Origin of the sequence: Collinsella sp. CLA-ER-H6 (genome assembly GCF_040092305.1) — a bacterium.
Lineage (GTDB): Bacteria > Actinomycetota > Coriobacteriia > Coriobacteriales > Coriobacteriaceae > Collinsella.
This window is the reverse complement of record NZ_JBBNLS010000001.1, coordinates 54,592-71,912: the sequence shown is the minus strand read 5'-3', so window position 1 is coordinate 71,912 and position 17,321 is coordinate 54,592. Positions and strand designations below refer to the sequence as shown.

The 17,321-nt window shown below is 67.8% G+C and carries 18 protein-coding genes; 17 read left to right on the top strand and 1 reads right to left on the bottom strand.

Annotated elements, in window-relative coordinates; genetic code table 11:
- Positions 1-106 precede the first annotated feature (106 nt).
- Positions 107-1,033: a sirohydrochlorin cobaltochelatase gene (locus AAAX77_RS00315; RefSeq protein ID WP_349104186.1), complete on the bottom strand. Its 927-nt coding sequence runs from the start codon at positions 1,031-1,033 to the stop codon at positions 107-109.
- 458 nt (positions 1,034-1,491) lie between these two features.
- Here AAAX77_RS00315 and cobM point away from each other — a divergent pair, with 458 nt between their 5' ends.
- From cobM to cobK, 17 genes are read left to right on the top strand one after another with little or no spacing between them, the layout of a single operon-like run.
- On the top strand, positions 1,492-2,283 hold the full coding sequence (gene cobM / locus AAAX77_RS00310; protein ID WP_346979113.1) for a precorrin-4 C(11)-methyltransferase: 792 nt from the start codon (positions 1,492-1,494) through the stop codon (positions 2,281-2,283).
- A 1-nt stretch (position 2,284) separates the two neighbouring features.
- A complete protein-coding gene (cbiD, locus tag AAAX77_RS00305) occupies positions 2,285-3,469 on the top strand; it encodes a cobalt-precorrin-5B (C(1))-methyltransferase CbiD (RefSeq protein ID WP_349104185.1) in 1,185 nt (394 codons plus the stop codon).
- On the top strand, positions 3,462-3,695 hold the full coding sequence (locus AAAX77_RS00300; protein WP_346979117.1) for a hypothetical protein: 234 nt from the start codon (positions 3,462-3,464) through the stop codon (positions 3,693-3,695). Before cbiD ends, AAAX77_RS00300 begins: the two co-directional genes overlap by 8 nt.
- 42 nt (positions 3,696-3,737) lie before the next feature.
- Positions 3,738-4,829 carry a cobalamin biosynthesis protein gene (locus AAAX77_RS00295; protein ID WP_349104184.1) on the top strand — a complete coding sequence of 364 codons (1,092 nt, stop codon included), beginning with the start codon at positions 3,738-3,740 and terminating at the stop codon, positions 4,827-4,829.
- Positions 4,829-5,572, top strand: coding sequence for a precorrin-3B C(17)-methyltransferase (gene cobJ, locus AAAX77_RS00290; RefSeq protein ID WP_349104183.1), 744 nt, complete (start codon positions 4,829-4,831; stop codon positions 5,570-5,572). Before AAAX77_RS00295 ends, cobJ begins: the two co-directional genes overlap by 1 nt.
- Complete coding sequence (gene cbiE, locus AAAX77_RS00285; RefSeq protein WP_349104181.1) at positions 5,560-6,840, top strand: precorrin-6y C5,15-methyltransferase (decarboxylating) subunit CbiE; 1,281 nt, start codon at positions 5,560-5,562, stop codon at positions 6,838-6,840. Before cobJ ends, cbiE begins: the two co-directional genes overlap by 13 nt.
- Positions 6,837-8,219, top strand: coding sequence for a cobyrinate a,c-diamide synthase (locus tag AAAX77_RS00280; protein ID WP_349104180.1), 1,383 nt, complete (start codon positions 6,837-6,839; stop codon positions 8,217-8,219). Before cbiE ends, AAAX77_RS00280 begins: the two co-directional genes overlap by 4 nt.
- A complete protein-coding gene (gene cobT, locus AAAX77_RS00275; protein WP_349104178.1) occupies positions 8,212-9,354 on the top strand; it encodes a nicotinate-nucleotide--dimethylbenzimidazole phosphoribosyltransferase in 1,143 nt (380 codons plus the stop codon). Before AAAX77_RS00280 ends, cobT begins: the two co-directional genes overlap by 8 nt.
- Entirely contained in the window at positions 9,351-9,899 is a 549-nt protein-coding gene (locus AAAX77_RS00270) for a bifunctional adenosylcobinamide kinase/adenosylcobinamide-phosphate guanylyltransferase (RefSeq protein ID WP_349104177.1), read from the top strand. Before cobT ends, AAAX77_RS00270 begins: the two co-directional genes overlap by 4 nt.
- The gene (cobS, locus tag AAAX77_RS00265) at positions 9,896-10,663 is read left to right on the top strand and encodes an adenosylcobinamide-GDP ribazoletransferase (RefSeq protein WP_349104175.1); all 768 of its coding nucleotides are present in this window, start codon (positions 9,896-9,898) and stop codon (positions 10,661-10,663) included. The genes AAAX77_RS00270 and cobS overlap by 4 nt, the downstream gene beginning before the upstream one ends.
- Positions 10,660-11,661: a histidine phosphatase family protein gene (locus AAAX77_RS00260; RefSeq protein WP_349104174.1), complete on the top strand. Its 1,002-nt coding sequence runs from the start codon at positions 10,660-10,662 to the stop codon at positions 11,659-11,661. Before cobS ends, AAAX77_RS00260 begins: the two co-directional genes overlap by 4 nt.
- Positions 11,661-12,635, top strand: a complete 975-nt coding sequence (cbiB, locus tag AAAX77_RS00255) for an adenosylcobinamide-phosphate synthase CbiB (RefSeq protein WP_349104173.1) — start codon at positions 11,661-11,663, stop codon at positions 12,633-12,635. The genes AAAX77_RS00260 and cbiB overlap by 1 nt, the downstream gene beginning before the upstream one ends.
- The gene (locus AAAX77_RS00250) at positions 12,632-13,855 is read left to right on the top strand and encodes a histidinol-phosphate transaminase (RefSeq protein WP_349104172.1); all 1,224 of its coding nucleotides are present in this window, start codon (positions 12,632-12,634) and stop codon (positions 13,853-13,855) included. The genes cbiB and AAAX77_RS00250 overlap by 4 nt, the downstream gene beginning before the upstream one ends.
- Positions 13,848-15,347, top strand: a complete 1,500-nt coding sequence (locus AAAX77_RS00245; protein WP_349104170.1) for a cobyric acid synthase — start codon at positions 13,848-13,850, stop codon at positions 15,345-15,347. The genes AAAX77_RS00250 and AAAX77_RS00245 overlap by 8 nt, the downstream gene beginning before the upstream one ends.
- Positions 15,344-15,859 (top strand): cob(I)yrinic acid a,c-diamide adenosyltransferase, encoded by a 516-nt coding sequence (locus AAAX77_RS00240; RefSeq protein ID WP_349104169.1) that lies wholly within the window; start codon positions 15,344-15,346, stop codon positions 15,857-15,859. The genes AAAX77_RS00245 and AAAX77_RS00240 overlap by 4 nt, the downstream gene beginning before the upstream one ends.
- On the top strand, positions 15,860-16,501 hold the full coding sequence (locus AAAX77_RS00235; protein ID WP_349104167.1) for a precorrin-8X methylmutase: 642 nt from the start codon (positions 15,860-15,862) through the stop codon (positions 16,499-16,501). It abuts the gene before it with no gap.
- Complete coding sequence (cobK, locus tag AAAX77_RS00230) at positions 16,498-17,271, top strand: precorrin-6A reductase (RefSeq protein ID WP_349104165.1); 774 nt, start codon at positions 16,498-16,500, stop codon at positions 17,269-17,271. Before AAAX77_RS00235 ends, cobK begins: the two co-directional genes overlap by 4 nt.
- Positions 17,272-17,321 lie beyond the last annotated feature (50 nt).

The window sequence follows — 17,321 nt, the reverse complement described above, 5'->3', positions numbered from 1 at the left end:
GCCGTGCGGTGGGCGGGATGCGAATGCAACGGGCATGCGCCGTCGGTCGGGGAAGGCGCATGCCCGTTGCACGGGGACGCGACCGGCGCCCCCGTGCGCGGCGAGTTTACAGCTTGGCGATGGCGTCGTCCACGTGCGAGACGTAGATTTCGTCGACCGCGACGTTCTGTCCCAGACCCTGGAGCAGGCACGTCACTTCGAAGCCGGCGGCCACGAACTTCGCAGCCCAGCTGTCGGGGTCGGTCTCGTCTGCCATGTCGTTGTTCGCGTGGTCGCCCGCGACCACCATGAACGGCGCGAGCACGGCCTTCTTGTAGCCTGCGGCGCTCGCGGCGGCGATAACATCCTCGCAGGTCGGTTCAGCCTCGACGGTGCCGACGAAGAACTGCGTCAAGCCCTCGTTCTTAAACACTTCCTGCATCTTGGCATAGTCGGCGTTGGAATCGGCTTCGGTGCCGTGACCCATGAGACACAGCGCCGTCTTGCCGTCGTCGAAGGACGCCATGTTCTCCTTAATGGCTGCGGCCACCTTCTTGTAGTCGTCGTCTGAGGTGAGCAGCGGGTCGCCGAGCGAGATCTTGTCGAACTTGTCGGCGTACTTGTCGAGCTCGTCTTTCACGTCGGTGTATTCCAGGCCACCCATGAGATGCGTCGGCTGCACGACGATTTCCTTCACGCCGTCTTCCACGCAGCGGTCGAGCGCCTCGGTCATGTTGTCGATCGTGATGCCGTCGCGCTTCTTCAGCTTGTCGATGATGATCTGCGCGGTGAAGGCGCGGCGGATGTCGTAGTCCTGCCAGTACTTCTCGCGGATAGCGTCTTCGATGGCGCCGATGGTGATGTGGCGCGAGTTGTTGTAGCTCGTGCCGAAGCTCGTGACGAGGATTACCGGCTTCACGGCCTTCTCCTTTTCACTCGATTTCTCGGAACTCGCGGAGGTGTTGGAGCAGCCCGCGAGCGCGACTCCGGCGAGCGCGACGGCTCCGGTTGCTGCGGCGCCCATGAAGCCGCGGCGTGACATCTGGTCGGACATGGTTTTTCCTTTCCTCGGTTTGCCGGTCCCCCGGCGACAGTTGCTTGTCGGCACAAGCGAAAGAAAAGCGCACCCCTCGGGGTTCACAAGGAGCTAACGCCACGGCGATGCCGTGAGGAAAAGGCGAAGCAGTCTGGCTTGGGGCGCGAGGCGGTTCGCCCGCGCGTCCTATACAGTAATGTCCCTTGCCCAGGATTCCCACCTGGTTCCCTCCGCAAGCCAGCGCGGGCTGTGCGGGCGCCGCGCCGGTCATTTCCTTTTATCCGATTGTCATATGCTCGTTGCCGAATCTTTTACTATGATAGTGGGCACTTGTGAACGTGTCAAAGCCAGGGCGGGCGGCATTGCGCCTCCTGCCTGCGTATTTGCGCCGATTGCCGCCGCAGGCGCCGTGTTTTGCCCGCTGCGCGAATGGCGGCGTAAACGGTTGCGATGAGAAACGGGAAGGGAAGGCTCGGATGATTCATATCGTTGGCGCAGGCTCGGGCGCCGCCGACCTTATCACGCTGCGCGGGGCGCGCCTTCTGCGCGCAGCCGACGTGGTCGTTTGGGCGGGAAGCCTTGTGAACCCCGAGCTGCTCGCTGAGTGCAAGGAATCCTGCATCGTCTACGACAGCGCGCACATGACCTTGGAGGAAGTGCTCGACGTGATGTGCGCGGCAGATGCGCGGGGCGAGGACGTGGTGCGCCTGCACACGGGTGACCCGTGCCTGTACGGCGCCATCCAGGAGCAGATGGACGCGCTCGACGCGCGCGGCGTGGACTACGAGGTGGTGCCCGGCGTGTCGAGCTTTTGCGGTGCCGCGGCGGCGCTTCGCCAGGAATACACGCTGCCGGGAATCAGCCAGTCGGTCGTGATCACGCGGCTTTCCGGACGTACCCCCATGCCCGCGGGCGAGGGCATGCGCACCATGGCGGAAAGTGGCTCGACTATGGTCATCTTCCTGAGCTCGGGTATGCTCGCCGAGCTTTCCGCCGAGCTTTTGGCCGCGGGCCGCAGCTCCGACGAGCCTGCGGCGCTCGTGTACAAGGCGACCTGGCCTGAGGAGCGCGTGGTGCGATGCACAGTGGGCACGCTCGCCGACGCGGGCGCGCGAGAGGGCATCGACCGCACGGCGCTCGTGGTGGTGGGCCGCGTGCTCGGAGCTCGCGGCGGGCTTGCGCACAACGGCGCGCAAACGGAGTCGTACGAGCGCAGCAAGCTTTACGACCCTTCGTTTGCCACGGGGTATCGGAAGGCGAGCAGCTAGCGTGGCCTTCGAGCATTACATATATACCGGGACGACCCGCCTGCGCTGCGGCTACACCACGGGGAGCTGCGCCGCGCTCGCGGCGAAGGCAGCCTGCGAGATGCTCTTGTCACGAAAGCCCGTCGGCCTCGTGTCGATCGTCACCCCTGGCGGGCTGCCCGTCGAGGCGAACGTGATCGACGCATGCATCGGCGAGGGGTGCGCCCAGTGCGCCGTGCGAAAGGACGCAGGCGACGATGCCGATGTGACCGACGGCGTGCTCGTGTACGCGCGCGTGGAACATGCGGGGTCGGGCACGGGTGCTGCGGGCGGCAAGGACGTGCCCGCGCGCGAATCGGAAGTTTCCGTCGATGGCGGCGTGGGCGTGGGGCGCGTGACGTTGCCCGGGCTCGAGCAGCCGGTTGGGGCGGCCGCCATCAACGCGACGCCGCGCGCGATGATCACTTCGGCGGTGCGCGAGGTGTGCGCCGCGCACGGCTTTTCTGGAAATATTGCTGTGACGATTTCGGTACCCGAGGGTGTTGCCCTTGCCGAAAAGACCTTCAACCCGCACCTGGGGATAGAGGGCGGCATCTCCATCCTGGGCACGACGGGCATCGTCGAGCCGCGCAGCCTCGCTGCCTTGCGCGACAGCATCGAGCTCGAGATCCGGCAGCATGCGGCTATGGGGCGGCGCGGAGTTGTGCTCACGCCCGGCAACTACGGCGGGCAGTTCATCTCGGGGCATTTCCACCTAAACAGTGCGCCGGTGGTCTTCATCTCCAACTTTGTGGGCGATGCGATTGACTGCTGCGTTCGCGAGGGATTTACCAATGTCCTTCTTGTGGGACACATCGGCAAGTTGGTGAAGGTCGCGGGCGGCATCATGGACACCCATTCGCGTACCGCCGACTGCCGCGCGGAGATTCTGGCCGCCCACGCGGCCATGGCCGGAGCGGGCGCGAAGACCGTGCGCGAGATCATGTCGTCGGTCACGACCACGGCGGCGCTCGAGGTAATCGAGGCCGCCGGCGTGGGGGACGCTGCGCGCGCCTCGCTCGCTGCGGCAATCGAGGACAGGTTGCGCCGCCGCGCGGCGGGCGCATGCGACATCGCCGCGGTCGTGTTCGACGCCGAGCGCCGCGAGCTTTTCCGCACGTCGGGCGCCGATGCGGTTATCGGGGAATTGGGGGCGACGTATGAATAAAGGCGTGCTGTACGGGGTGGGCCGCGCAATTGGCTGGCCGGGGACGAAGGTGGTCATGAAGGCGCGCCGCTCGCTTGCGGACACGAAGCGCATCCTTCGCGAGGAGGGCGCATTCGACGGTGCCGAGCTCGTAGAGGACTGTGGGCTTCCGGGCGAGCGCGTTTACCGCTCGCTCGACGATGTGCCCGATCGGGGCAGCTACTTCTCGACGATGGTGGTGCGCTAGATGAGGGTTTCCTGCATAGCGTTCACTGAGAGGGGGTATGCGTTGGCGGAGCGCACCGCACGCGCGCTTTCCGATTGCGCGCAGACAGGTGAAGATGACCCTGGCTGGGACGTTTCCGTTTCGCGCGGGTTCGGCGAGGGGAAGGCCGACCTGCGCGCATGGACGGCGCTCGCGTGGGAAGCGTCGGAGGCGCTTCTGTTCGTGGGCGCGGCGGGCATCGCCGTGCGGGCGATCGCGCCGCATGTCGCCTCGAAGGCAACCGATTCCGCGGTTGTGGTGATTGACGAGGCGGGGCGCTTTGCCGTCCCGCTTTTGTCGGGGCATTTGGGCGGTGCGAACGAGCTTGCGCAAACTGTGGCACGCGCGGCAGGGGCCATCCCTGTCATCACCACGGCGACCGACGTCCGCGGCGTGTGGGCGGTGGATACGTGGGCGCGCTGTGCGGGGCTCGCCGTTTCGAATCCCGAGGCCATCAAGCGAGTGTCGGCGCGGCTGCTTTCGGGCGGGCGCGTGACGCTCTATTCCGACATGTCGATTTCGGGACAGCTGCCTGAGGGGGTTGACATTGCGTCCGACCGCGCTCGGGCCGATATCGTCGTGTCGCCGTTCGCTGGCGCGAATGCAGGTGCGTCCGTTCGCGCGGCGGAGACAACGGGCGAGGTCGTGCCCGTCGGTGAGACGGGGAAGCCGGCGGGCGTGCGGGCGCAGGCGCCTGCGCCCGAGCCGCTTCGCCTTGTCGTGCCCTGCATCGTTGCGGGCATAGGGTGCCGTCGCGGTGCGTGCGCCGAAGCCATCGGGGAGGCGTTTCTTCTCGCGTGCGGGCAGGCGGGCATCTCGCCTTCGGCCGTGCGCGAGGCGGCGACGATCGACGTGAAGGCGCACGAGGAGGGTCTGCTCGCCTTCTGCCGCGCGCGCAATATCCCGCTTGCGACGTATTCCGCAGAGGAGTTGTCGCAGGTCGAAGGCAGCGTTTCGCCATCTGATTTCGTGCGTGCGACGGTGGGGGTCGACAACGTGTGCGAGCGCGCGGCGCTCGCGGACGGGGGCAAACTTATCTTCCCGAAGCTCGCTCACGGCGGCGTGACCGTCGCGTTTTCCAAGGTAACTATCAAACTTTCGTTTAAGGAGCGGTGATGGGAAAGCTCTTCGTGGTGGGGATCGGCCCGGGTGTCCCCGACGGCATGACGATTGCGGCTCGGCGCGCGCTCGAGGCGGCCGACATCGTTGTGGGGTACACGAAATACGTGGAGCTCGCGCTCGCCGCCGTGCCCGACGCGGCGCATCTCGCGACGCCGATGATGCACGAGGTCGAACGGTGCCGCCTGGCGCTTTCGCGCGCGCAGAGCGGAGAAGCCGTGGCACTCGTGTGCAGCGGTGACGCGGGCGTGTACGGCATGGCGAGCCCCGTGCTGGAGCTTGCGGAGGACTACCCCGATGTAGACGTGGAAGTTATCGCCGGGGCCACCGCGGCTCAGAGCGGGTCGGCGGTGCTCGGCGCCCCGCTTGCCCACGACTTCGCGGTCGTGTCGCTCTCCGACCTGCTCACGCCATGGGAGGTCATCGAGCGCAGGCTCGCCGCCGTGGCGAGCGCCGACTTCTGCATCTGTTTGTACAACCCGCGCAGCAGAAAGCGCGCCGACAGGCTCTCACGCGCGGCGAAGATTATGCTCGAATGGAAGGCCCCCGACACGCTCTGCGGCTGGGTACGCAACATCGGGCGCGAGGGGCAGCAGTCGGGCATGTGCAGGCTCTCTGAGCTGGGGGAGATCGACGCCGACATGTTCACCACCGTGTTCGTCGGCAACGCGGACACGAAGCTCGTAGGTGGCCGTATGGTCACGCCGCGCGGGTATCGGGAGATTCCATGCGAAAGGTAACGATCATCGGGGCGGGGCCCGGAAACCCCGACTTGCTCTCGCGCGCGGCGCTCGACGCGATCGACATCGCCGACGTGGTCATCGGCGCTCATCGCGCGCTTGTCGGCATCGACGTGCCGCCCGACGTGGTGAGATGCGAGCTCGTGAAGACGGCGGACATCGTCGCCGCGCTTACCGATGCGGCGTCGTGGCAGCGCGCCGTGGTCGTGATGACGGGCGATGTGGGGCTGTTCAGCGGCGCGCGCCGCCTGGTGGAGGCGCTCTCCGGCAACGCGCAGGTGGACGTGCACGTCATTCCCGGCATAAGCTCAGCGTCGTATCTCGCCGCGCGCCTCGCGCGTCCATGGCAGGATTGGCGCTTCGCGAGCGCTCACGGCGTGGCGTGCGACATCGTGGCCGAGGCCGAGCGCGCGGGTGAGCTCTTCCTCGCCACGTCGGGCGGGGAAGACCCCTCGCGGCTTTCGTGCGAGCTTGTGCAAGCGGGCTTCGGGGACGCGCGCGTGACGGTGGCCGAGCGCCTGTCGTACCCCGACGAGCGCATCACCTGCGCGACCGCAAGTGAAATCGCAGGTCAGACGTTTGACGACTTGAACGTGATGCTTATCGAGTTCGCAGGCGGCGCCGGGTCGCCTGTGGTCTCTAGCGCATCCCGCGCCGCGAGCTCTCGCTGGCCGTACGCTTCCTCGGGCATTCCCGACGAGCTCTTCATCCGCGGCGACGTTCCCATGACCAAGCAGGAGGTGCGCGCCGTCGCGCTCGCGAAGCTGCGCCTTACCGCGACCGACACCGTCTGGGACGTCGGCGCCGGCACGGGGAGCGTGTCGATCGAGGCGGCGCTCGTCGCGCGAGCGGGTTCGGTATGGGCGGTCGAGCGCAACGCGGCCGGCGTGCGGCTCATCCGAGAGAACGCGGATGCATTCGGGTGCGGCAACGTGCATGCGGTCCCCGGTGTCGCCCCCGAAGCGCTCGCGAAACTGCCCGTCCCCGACGCCGTGTTCGTCGGCGGGAGCGCGGGCGAGCTTCCCTCCATCGTGGAGGCGGCGCTCGAGATGAACTCGCAGGTTCGCCTGTGCGTGCCATGCGTCACCGTTGAGACGCTCACCGAGGCGTGCGCGCTCCTCTCGGGTTCGCGCTTTAAGGGGTTCGAGGTGTGCCAGGTGTCGGCCGCCCGCGCCGAGGCTGTAGGCTCGCACCATCTTATGAAGGCGCAAAACCCCGTGTTCCTCGTCAGCGCGCGTGGTGCAGGTGGGGAAGGCGGCGCCCGGTGAGCACGTCCATCCCGCGCTTCATGGTCGCTGCGCCCTCGAGCGGGAGCGGCAAGACGGTCGTAACGTGCGCGCTCCTGCGCACGCTCGCGCGCCGCGGCCTTGCATGCGCGGCCTTCAAATGCGGCCCCGACTACATTGACCCGCTCTTTCATCGCCGCGTCGTGGGTGCGCGCTCGGGCAACTTAGACGGCTTCTTCACCGACGTCCCGACGCTGCGCGCCCTGCTCGCACGCGGCGCTGCGGGCGCGGATGTCGCGGTGCTCGAGGGGGTCATGGGCTTCTACGACGGCATGGCGCCCAGCGTGGCCGATGCGAGCAGCTACCAGGTTGCGCGCGACACGGAAACGCCGGTCGTTTTAGTGGTGAACGGGCGTGGGGCGTCTTTATCGCTCGCCGCCGTAATCCGCGGCATCGCCGAGTTCCTGCCTTGTGCGAACGTGCGCGGCGTCGTGCTGAACAAGACGAGCGCCGCTGCCTGTGCCTACGCGGCTCCTGCGATCGAGAAGCACACGGGCGTCGCGGTTTTGGGGAATATCCCCGCCGACGAGGCGTTCTCGCTCGAAAGCCGGCATCTGGGGCTTGTGACCGCCGACGAGGTCGAGCAGCTCTCCGCGCGCATCGACAAGATGGCCGAGCTGGTGGAAAAGAGCGTCGACGTCGACCGCTTGCTCGAAATAGCGGCGACAGCACCCGATATCCGCGAGGAACCTTACCGGTTGGAGCCGATCGCGGGAGCGCGGCCCATCGTCGCCGTCGCGCGTGACGAGGCGTTCTCGTTCTACTACGAGGAGAACCTGCGCGCGCTCGAGGACCTGGGTTGTGAGCTGGCCTTTTTCAGCCCCCTGTGTGATAGCGAGTTGCCCCGGGGGACAAGCGCCCTCTATCTGGGAGGCGGCTATCCGGAGCTCCATGTGCAGCAGCTCTCCGAGAACGCGCCGATGCGCGAGACGGTGCGGCATGCGGTGGAATCCGGCATGCCGACGGTCGCCGAATGCGGTGGGTTTCTGTACCTGCAGCGCGAAATCGCCGATAGCGAGGGGCGGCGCTGGCCTGTTGCGGGCGCCCTTGACGGCGCAAGCGAGAACGGGGGAAGGCTGTCCCATTTCGGGTACGTGGAGCTCACTTCCCAACGCGACGGGCTCTACGGGCCGCGCGGCACACGCATCCGCGCGCACGAGTTCCACTACTGGCAGTCCACCTGCCCGGGCGGCGACTTCTGGGCGCAGAAGCCCCGGCGCGACAAGGGCTGGCCGTGCATGACGACCACCCCGTCCCTGGTTGCGGGCTTCCCGCATGTGTACTATCCTGCGAACCCCGACGTTGCGCGCGCGTTCGCGTCTGCCGCATCGTCGTTCGCAGAGAGGAGACGGCATGGCTGAAGCAACCGAAACCGCGCTTGCCTGCATCCGCGAGGAAGTTGAGCGCGCGTTCTCGTCGGCGTCGGGCGCTGTGCTCGAAGCTGCGCTCTCCCGGATCGCGCCCGCAGACGAGTGCGCCCGCGCCGCCGCGTACGCCGCGTGGGACTCCATCGCGCACCCCTTGGGGGGATTGGGCGACTTTGAAGACGCCGTCGCGTGTATCGCCGCAGCTCAGGGGAGCGCCGATGTGGCCGAGTTTCCCCGTGCGCTCGCGGTATTCTTTTCCGACAACGGGGTCGTTGCCGAAGGCGTGTCGCAAAGCGGGCAAGATGTGACGCGAGCCGTCGCGCGCAACATGTGCGAGGGGGCCACGAGCGCCTGCCGCATGGCGGCGTTCGCGGGTGCCGAGGTCGTGCCCGTCGACGTGGGTATGGCCCGGGGCATAGAAGACGCGCGCATGGTGCGCGCGAACGTGCAGCGGGGGAGCGGTAACATCGCGCTCGGCTCCGCTATGTCTCGCGATGAGGCCGTGCGCGCGATCGAGGTCGGAATCGCCGTCGCGTGCGGGCTTGCCCGCGCCGGCGTGCGCCTTCTCGCCGCGGGCGAGATGGGCATCGGCAACACGACCACCTCGGCGGCGGTGGCCGCAGTGCTCATCCGGGCGGACGCGCGGAGCCTCGTCGGGCGCGGCGCGGGGCTCTCGGACGCCTCGCTCGCGCGCAAGCGCGACGTGGTCGAGCGCGCTATCGACGCGAACTCGCCCGATCCCGCCGACCCGATCGACGTGCTCTCGAAGGTGGGCGGCTTCGACATCGCGGCGATGTGCGGCTTCTACCTGGGGGCCGCGGCCTCGAAGGCGCCGGCGCTCCTCGACGGGGTCATATCCTGCACGGCGGCCCTGTGCGCGGCGCGCCTGTGCCCCAACGCCTTGGGCTACCTCCTGGGCACCCATGCATCAAGCGAACCCGCAAGCCAGGTGCTCCTTCGCGAGCTCGGCATAAAGGCACCCCTCGACGCAGGCATGCACTTGGGCGAGGGCGCGGGCGCCATGGCGTATCTGCCCCTTCTGGATTCGGCGCTGCGCGTGTACCGGGATGGGAAGACGTTCGCGTCGACTGGCATGGCTGCTTACGAGCATTTCGAGGCCGGGAAATGACGGTGACGCTCGTTATCGGCGCCGCCGGGAGCGGCAAGAGCGCCTACGCCGAGTCCCTGTGCCTCGGGCACGACGGCCCCCGCGTGTACCTGGCAACGATGGAGCCCTTTGGGGAAGAGGGCGCCCGCCGTATCGCGCGCCATCGGGCGCTGCGCGAGGGCAAGGGATTTTCCACCCTCGAGCGCACGCGTGACGTGGGCGCCGCAGTGCCCAGGCTTCCGCGCGGCTGCACGCTTCTTTTGGAGGACGTGGGCAACCTGGTTGCGAACGAGCTCTTCGCGGAAGGTGGCTTGTCCCCACGTGACCCCGACGCTGCGGCGCGCGAGGTGCTCGGAGACATCGAACGGCTCGCTCAGGCCGCTGCGTATACAGTGGTGGTCACCGTCGACGTGTTCGCCGATGGGATGCGCTACGATGAGGGGACCGAGGCATGGAGGCGCGCGCTCGCGCGCGTGAACGCGGGCGTGGCGGCGCTGGCCGACCGCGCAGTCGAAGTGGTATGCGGGATTCCCGTGTGGATGAAAGGCGAAGGACCTACAAGGTGAAGATAGCAGAGGCAATCGGCGCGGCGTTCGGAACGTTCTCGCGCATCCCCGTCCCGAAATCGGCTTGGACCGATTTCGAGTCAACCCATGCGCTTGCCGCGTTTCCCCTGGTGGGCCTTGCGGAAGGCTTACTCATGATGTTGTGGGGGTACGTGGCGAACCTGCTCGGCGTGCCTGCGACCATCGTCGCGGCCGTGCTCGTGGCGCTGCCTGTGGCGGTGACGGGAGGCATCCACCTAGACGGGCTCTGCGACACCTCCGATGCGCTTGCAAGTTGGGCCCCGCGCGAGCGAAAGCTAGAGATCATGCACGACCCGCGGGCGGGCGCCTTCGGGGTCATCGGTGTTGTTGTGTACCTTATTCTGCAGTTTTCCCTGTTCACCGCGCTGCCGCTTACGGCGGGGACGTTCCTCGCGCTTCTGTGCTCGCTCGTGTTCTCCCGCGCGCTTTCGGGGCTCGCCGTTGAATGCTGGCCTGCCGCGCGGGCGGACGGCATGGCCGCGGGGCTCTCGCCTGAGAAGAAGCGCGCGGCGATCGTCGTGCCGCTTTGCGCTTTTGCTGCGGCTTCGGCTGCAGGGATGGTCGCGTGCGCTCAGGCCGTCGGCGCCCTTATGGCGGTGGCGGGGCTTTTGGCGCTCGCGTGGTACCGCCATGTTGCCCTGTCCCGCTTCGGCGGGGTGACGGGGGATTTGGCTGGATGGTTTCTGCAATGGGCCGAGCTCGCGATGCTTGCCATGTTGGTGGCGGGGGGCATGCTCCTATGATGCTCGTGGTAGGTGGCGCGCATTCGGGGAAGAGGACCTTCGTGTGCGAAAGGCTCGGGTTCGCGGCGGACGATTTCGTCGACGCGGCGCAGCTTGCGGAGGGCGGCGTGCCCGCGGCTTTTGCCGGCCGCGTCGCGTACCGTGCTGAGGAACTCGTACGCGCGCTCGACGCTGACCGGGCGCTCGAGCGGCTGATCGGCTTCGACGCAGTGATTCTGTCCTTGGTGGGCTCGGGGGTCGTCCCCATGCGTGCGGAAGACGCCCAATGGCGCGAGCGTGCGGGGCGCCTGGGATGCGCGCTCGCTGCGCGCGCCGACGTCGTCGTGCGCATGACGTGCGGGATTCCCCAGGTCATCAAAGGAAACCTTGCCGATGCGCCTCGAGGGACGCAGGGCGCGGTCGCGCCTTTGGAAGTCGTCTTCGTGCGCCATGGTGCCACGGCGGGCACGGAAGACCATCGCTACAGCGGGGCGGGCACTGACGAGCCCCTGTCGAGCGCGGGCGAGCGCGCTTTGCGCAACCTCGCGTGCGATCGTGACGTGTACCGTGTTATCACGAGCGGCATGGCTCGCACCGACCAGACGGCGCGCATCCTCTTCCCGAACGCGGAGCTTATGGCGTGCCCCGGTCTGCGCGAGATGGATTTCGGCGACTTCGAGGGGCGAAGCGCCGCTGAGCTTAAAGAGGATGCGCGCTACCGCGCCTGGGTAGACTCCTGGTGCGAGACGCGCTGCCCGCATGGCGAGGGCAAGAGCGATTTCACCCGCCGCGTCGTCGCGGCGTTTCGGGAGGCGTGCGAATCGGGGTGTGCCCAGGGGAGTGGGCGCGCCGTCTTCGTCGTTCACGCGGGTACCGTGAAAGCGCTGCTCTCCGAGCTAGCTGTCCCGAAAATGGGATACTTCGACGTGCATACCGAGCCGGGCGGCGCATGGGCCGCCACCTGGGATGGGCGCTGCCTTCTCGACGTTCGCCCCGCTTCGGGGGGCGATGCCCGGTGATGACCATTCTTGCCGTCGCCGCCGGGTTCGCGGCCGACCTTGCCTTCGGCGACCCGCGCTGGCTTCCCCATCCCGTCGTCGCTATGGGGCGCGCGATCACGTGGGCCGAAGGCCGCCTGCGGCGCGCATTCCCGCAAACGTCCGCGGGCACTCGCGCCGCAGGGCTTGTGCTCGCCGTGTCGCTTCCGCTTACGTGTGGGCTTTTGACCTGGGGAATCCTGCATCTTTGCGGCATGGTTCACCCCGGCTTGCGCTTCGTGGCCGAGGCATGGGCGAGCTATCAGATTCTCGCGGCATGCGAGCTGCGCCGCCAGAGCCTGGCCATGGCCCGCGCGTTCTCGAAGGGCGGCCTTGTCGCGGCGCGCGAAGCCGTCGGGCTCATCGTGGGACGCGACACGTCTGTTCTCGACGAGCAGGGCGTCGCGCGCGCCGCCGTGGAAACGGTGGCGGAGAACGCGAGCGACGGCGTCATCGCGCCGCTTTTCTACCTTATGATCGGGGGTGCGCCCTTGGGCATGGCGTACAAGGCTGTGAACACGCTCGACAGCATGGTGGGCTACAAAAACGAGCGCTACATCGACTTCGGCTGCGCCTCGGCGCGCCTCGACGATGCGGTGAACTGGATTCCCTCGCGCTTATCGGCCCTGCTCATGATCGCCGTGTGCCCGATTGTCGGGCTCGACGCGCGCGGGGCGGCGCGCATCTGGCGCCGCGACAGGCGTCGCCATGCGAGCCCCAACTCGGCGCAGACCGAGTCAGCGTGTGCGGGCGCGCTTGGGCTGCGCCTGGCAGGACCCGCGGTGTATTTCGGCAAGCTCGTTGAGAAACCGACGATAGGCGACGCGTCCCGTGAAATCGAGTGGGGCGACATCGCCCGGGCGACAAGGCTCATGCTCGCCGCGTCCGTATGCGCGCTCGTCGTCTTCGGCGCCGCGCGCGTGGCGGTCGTGCTCGCCGTGGGGGTGATGGCATGAGGGAAGACCACGCCGCGCCCCGGGCTGCCGGGGGAATCCTGCGCGCCCGTACGCATGGGGGCAGCTCGCAATCGCTCGGCATCGCTTGCGAAGGGGGCGCCTCGGACCTCATCGACTTCTCGGTGAACGTGAATCCGGCAGGCCCCTCGCCGCGCGCCGTCGCCGCAGCTTGCAAGGCGCTTTCTCGAATCGACGCCTACCCCGATAGGGAAAGTCTCGCCCTCGTTCGCGCCCTAGCGCGCGCCCAGGGCATTCCCGAAGATACTATCGTCTGCGGCGCGGGCGCGTCCGACATCATCTGGCGGCTAGCCGCGGCGGTGCGCCCGAAACGCATCGTCGTGTGCGCGCCGACGTTCTCTGACTATGCGGAGGCGGCATCGTACTACGGCGCATGCGTGCAGGAGTTTCCGCTCTCCGAAGCGGACGACTTCGACGTGCCCGCCTCCTTCGCCCGCGCGATCGAGGGGCCGGGAGACGTGGCGTACCTCTGCAATCCGAACAACCCGACGGGGCGCCTCGTCGACCCCCGCGTGATCGATGCCGCGGCTTGCCGCTGCGAGCAGGCGGGCGCGTTGCTCGTCGTGGACGAGTGCTTCCTCGGATTTGCGCCCGACGCCCGCGAAAGGAGCGTGGCCGCACGCGCCGCTTGTTCGCGCCATGTGGCCGTGCTCTCCGCGTTCACCAAGCTCTACGGAATGGCGGGGTTGCGGTTGGGATATCTGATCAGCGGAAACGCCCAACTCATCGAGGGGATTCGCCGGGCGGGGCAGGCATGGCCCGTCTCCTCGGTCGCCGAGGCCGCGGGCATCGCCGCCCTGGATGACGTCGAATATGTCTCGCGCACGCGCGATGTACTGGCGGGCGAGCGAGCGTGGCTTTCCCACGAGCTCTCCTCGCTCGGGCTTTCCGTCGTGCCGTCGGATGCGAACTTCCTTTTAGTCCGCACGCCGGCGAAAGACATCCCCGAGCGCCTGTATAAACAGGGGGTTTTGGTCCGCACGTGCGACTCGTTTTCGGTACTGTCCCGTTTCTGGTGCCGCGTCGCGGTGCGCACGCGCAAGGAGAACGCCCGGCTTGTGATGGCGTTCAGTCGCGTGCTTCGGGCGGAAGGCGCTTCGGGCGAAGGCGAACCCGACGAACGGGGCGGCGCTTCTTGCAGCGGCGCTATGGCGGGCGCGGATGGCCGAGGCTCGGAGAAGGAGGTCGATACCCGTGGGTAGGGCGAAGCCCATCATGATCCAGGGCACCATGTCGAACGCGGGGAAGAGCCTGCTTGCGGCGGGACTGTGCCGCGTGCTTTCGCAGGACGGCCTGCGCGTGGCTCCCTTCAAGAGCCAGAACATGGCGCTCAACAGCGGTGTCACGGCCGATGGTCTCGAGATGGGGCGCGCCCAGATCATGCAGGCCGAGGCGTGCGGCATCGCGCCCGACGTGCGCATGAACCCCATCCTGCTCAAGCCCGAAAGCGACCACCGAAGCCAGCTCATCGTGGCCGGCAAGGCGCAGGGAGCCTTCGCTGCGAGGGACTACTTCGCGCGAAAGAAGGCGCTCATGCCGCAGATTTTGGAGGCGTTCGATTCGCTTGCGGAGGAAAACGACGTCATCGTCATCGAGGGCGCCGGCAGCCCCGTCGAAATCAACCTTGCCGAAAACGACATCGTCAACATGGGGCTCGCACGCGCCGTGTCCTCTCCCGTGCTGCTCGCGGGCGACATCGACCCAGGCGGGGTGTTTGCCCAGCTCTACGGCACGGTCGCGCTCCTTGCGCCCGAGGACCGCGCGCTTTTGCGGGGGCTTGTGGTGAACAAGTTCCGCGGCGATGTGGAAATCCTGCGCCCGGGTTTGGCCCCGCTCGAGAAGATGTGCGGGGTTCCCGTCGTGGGGGTCGTGCCGTATCTTACGCTTGACCTGGACGACGAGGACTCGCTTGCTCCGCGCCTATCTGCCCGCGAGGCGTGCGGCGTCATCGACGTCGCCGTCGTGCGCCTTCCGCATCTGTCGAACTTCACCGACTTCGACCCGCTTTCGCGCGTGCCCGGCGTGGGCGTGCGCTACGTTTCCTCGACGACCGATCTGGGCCGACCCGACCTGGTGGTGCTCCCCGGCTCGAAGACCACGCTCGACGACGCGCGCTGGCTTGCGGCTAGCGGCATCGGAGCCTGTGTACGCGCGCTTTCGGGCGCGGGCACGCCGGTGCTCGGCATATGCGGAGGCTACCAGCTTTTGGGAGACGAGCTTTCCGATCCGCACGGCAGGGAAGGCGCTGGCACCGCGCGCGGGCTCGGGCTCATCCCTGCAAGTACGGTGTTCAAGGAGGAAAAGCGCCTCGCCCAGTCGGAGCTGCGCATCACGGGCGCCCAAGGCGCGTTTTCGGTGTGGAACGGCGTGACGGCGCGCGGGTACGAGATTCACGACGGCGAAACGACCGTCTCCTGCGCCCCTGCGGGCACGATTGGCGGCAAACCAGAAGGCGCGGCCTGCGGAAACGTGTTCGGAACCTATCTCCACGGCCTGTTCGACGAACCGGGGGTGGCACTCGCCCTCGCGCGCTCGCTCGCGCGCATGCGCGGCCTGCCCGAGAGCGTCGTGGGTGCTGAGGGCGCGGTGTCCGCGGCCGATCACCGTGCGCGCGAGTTCGACCGCCTGGCCGACTCCGTGCGCGGGGCGCTCGACATGGAGTATGTCTACCGCATTATCGAGGAGGGCGTATGATCCACGTGTATCATGGCGACGGCAAAGGCAAGACCACGGCGGCGATGGGCCTCGCCCTTCGCATGCTCGCCGCAGGCCGCCGCGTCGTCGTCGTGCAGTTCCTGAAAGACGGCGAAAGCGGGGAGGTGCGCCTGCTCGCCGAGCATTTCGGCGTGCCCGTGTTCGCGGGGAAGGCGTCGGACAAGTTTACCTGGTCCATGACGTCGGAAGAACTTGCCGCGACGCGCGAGTTGCACGATGGGAACCTCGCTTCCGCGCTCGCCGAGCTCGAGGGCGCGCAGGAGGGGCTGCTCGTGCTCGACGAGGCGCTCGACGCGCTTTCGAAGGGGCTTGTCGACGAGGCGCTCGTGGACCGCGCGCTCGATATGTCCGCGCGCGGCGTCGAAGTAGCGCTCACCGGGCGCGCGCCTTCCCGCAAGATCGCGGAGAAGGCCGACTACATAACCGAGATGCGGTGCGAGAAACACCCCTACGAGCAGGGGATATGTGCAAGGGAAGGAGTGGAGTACTAGATGGATTCCAAGGAGATGGCGCCCGGCGACATCGAGCGGCGCAGCTTTGAGATCATCACCGAAGAGCTCGGCGGCCGCACGTTCCCGCCGCTCGAAGAGCCCGTCGTGAAGCGCGTCATCCACACCACTGCCGACTTCTCGTACGCCGATTCCCTCGTGTTCAACCATGACGCCGCGCACTGTGCGCTCGACGCACTGCGCGCAGGGGCCACGGTGCTCACCGACACGAACATGGCGCTCGCAGGCATAAGCAAGCCCGCGCTCGCGAAGATCGGCTGCCAGGCCGTGTGCTATATGGCCGACCCGGATGTCGCCGCAACGGCGCGCGCCGCGGGCACGACTCGCGCCGTTGCGAGCATGGACAAAGCTTGCGGCATCGAGGGTCCGCTCATCGTGGCCGTCGGCAACGCTCCCACAGCACTTCTGCGCCTCGCCGAGCTCATGGACGCGGGGAAGATCGCGCCCGCGCTCGTCGTTGGGGTGCCGGTCGGGTTTGTGAACGTGGTCGAGGCGAAAGAGGAGCTACTCGCGCGACGCGTGCCGGCCATCGTCGCGAGGGGTCGCAAGGGCGGCTCGTCCGTGGCGGCCGCCATTATGAACGCGCTGCTCTACCAGATCACGCGCCCAGGCGGCCCGAAGTGACGGCCCCCGCATCCGCGCCGGCGCTGCGCATCTTCGCCGGCACCACCGAGGGCCGCCTCCTGTGCGAATGGGCGAGCGGGGCGGGAATCCCCGCCCGTGCCTACGCGGCAACCGAGTACGGAGGCGAGCTTTTGGGCGAGCTTCCGGGCATCGAGGTGCATGCGGGCAGGCTCGACGAGGCCGACATGGAGCGTGAGCTTTCCGGCGCGCGCATCGTCGTCGACGCCACGCACCCCTTCGCTACGCTCGTAAGCGGCAACATCCGGGCCGCTTCGCTCGCCGTGGGTGCACGATGCCTGCGCCTTACGCGCCCGGTCGAGGCGCTGCCCAAAGGCGTCGTGTCGGTCGCGTCGATCGCCTGCGCGGCGCGCTTTCTCTCCGAGAACCCGGGTCGCGCGCTTCTCACGACGGGGAGCAAGGAGCTTGCTCCCTACACGCGCGTCGCCGATTTCGCGGAGCGCTTCTTCGTGCGTGTGCTCCCGCTGCCCGGTGCTATAACGAAGTGCATCGACGCGGGGTTTTCGCCGTCGCACGTCATCGGCATGCAGGGGCCCTTCACCCGCGAGCTCAACGAGGCGATGCTTCGGCAGGTGGGCGCCCAGTGGCTTGTGACCAAGGACTCGGGAACCGTAGGCGGCACGGCCGAGAAGATCGCCTCCGCGCACGACGTGGGAGCGCGCTGTATCGTGGTCGCCCGTCCCGCCGAGGGAGGCGGAGCCCTTTCGCTTAGGGAAGTGGAAGACGCGCTCTTACGGGAGTTCGCGCGCTAGGCGCTCGCCGCGCATGCGTGCCCTCCCGCCTGCGAGGAGGAGCGCCCCGA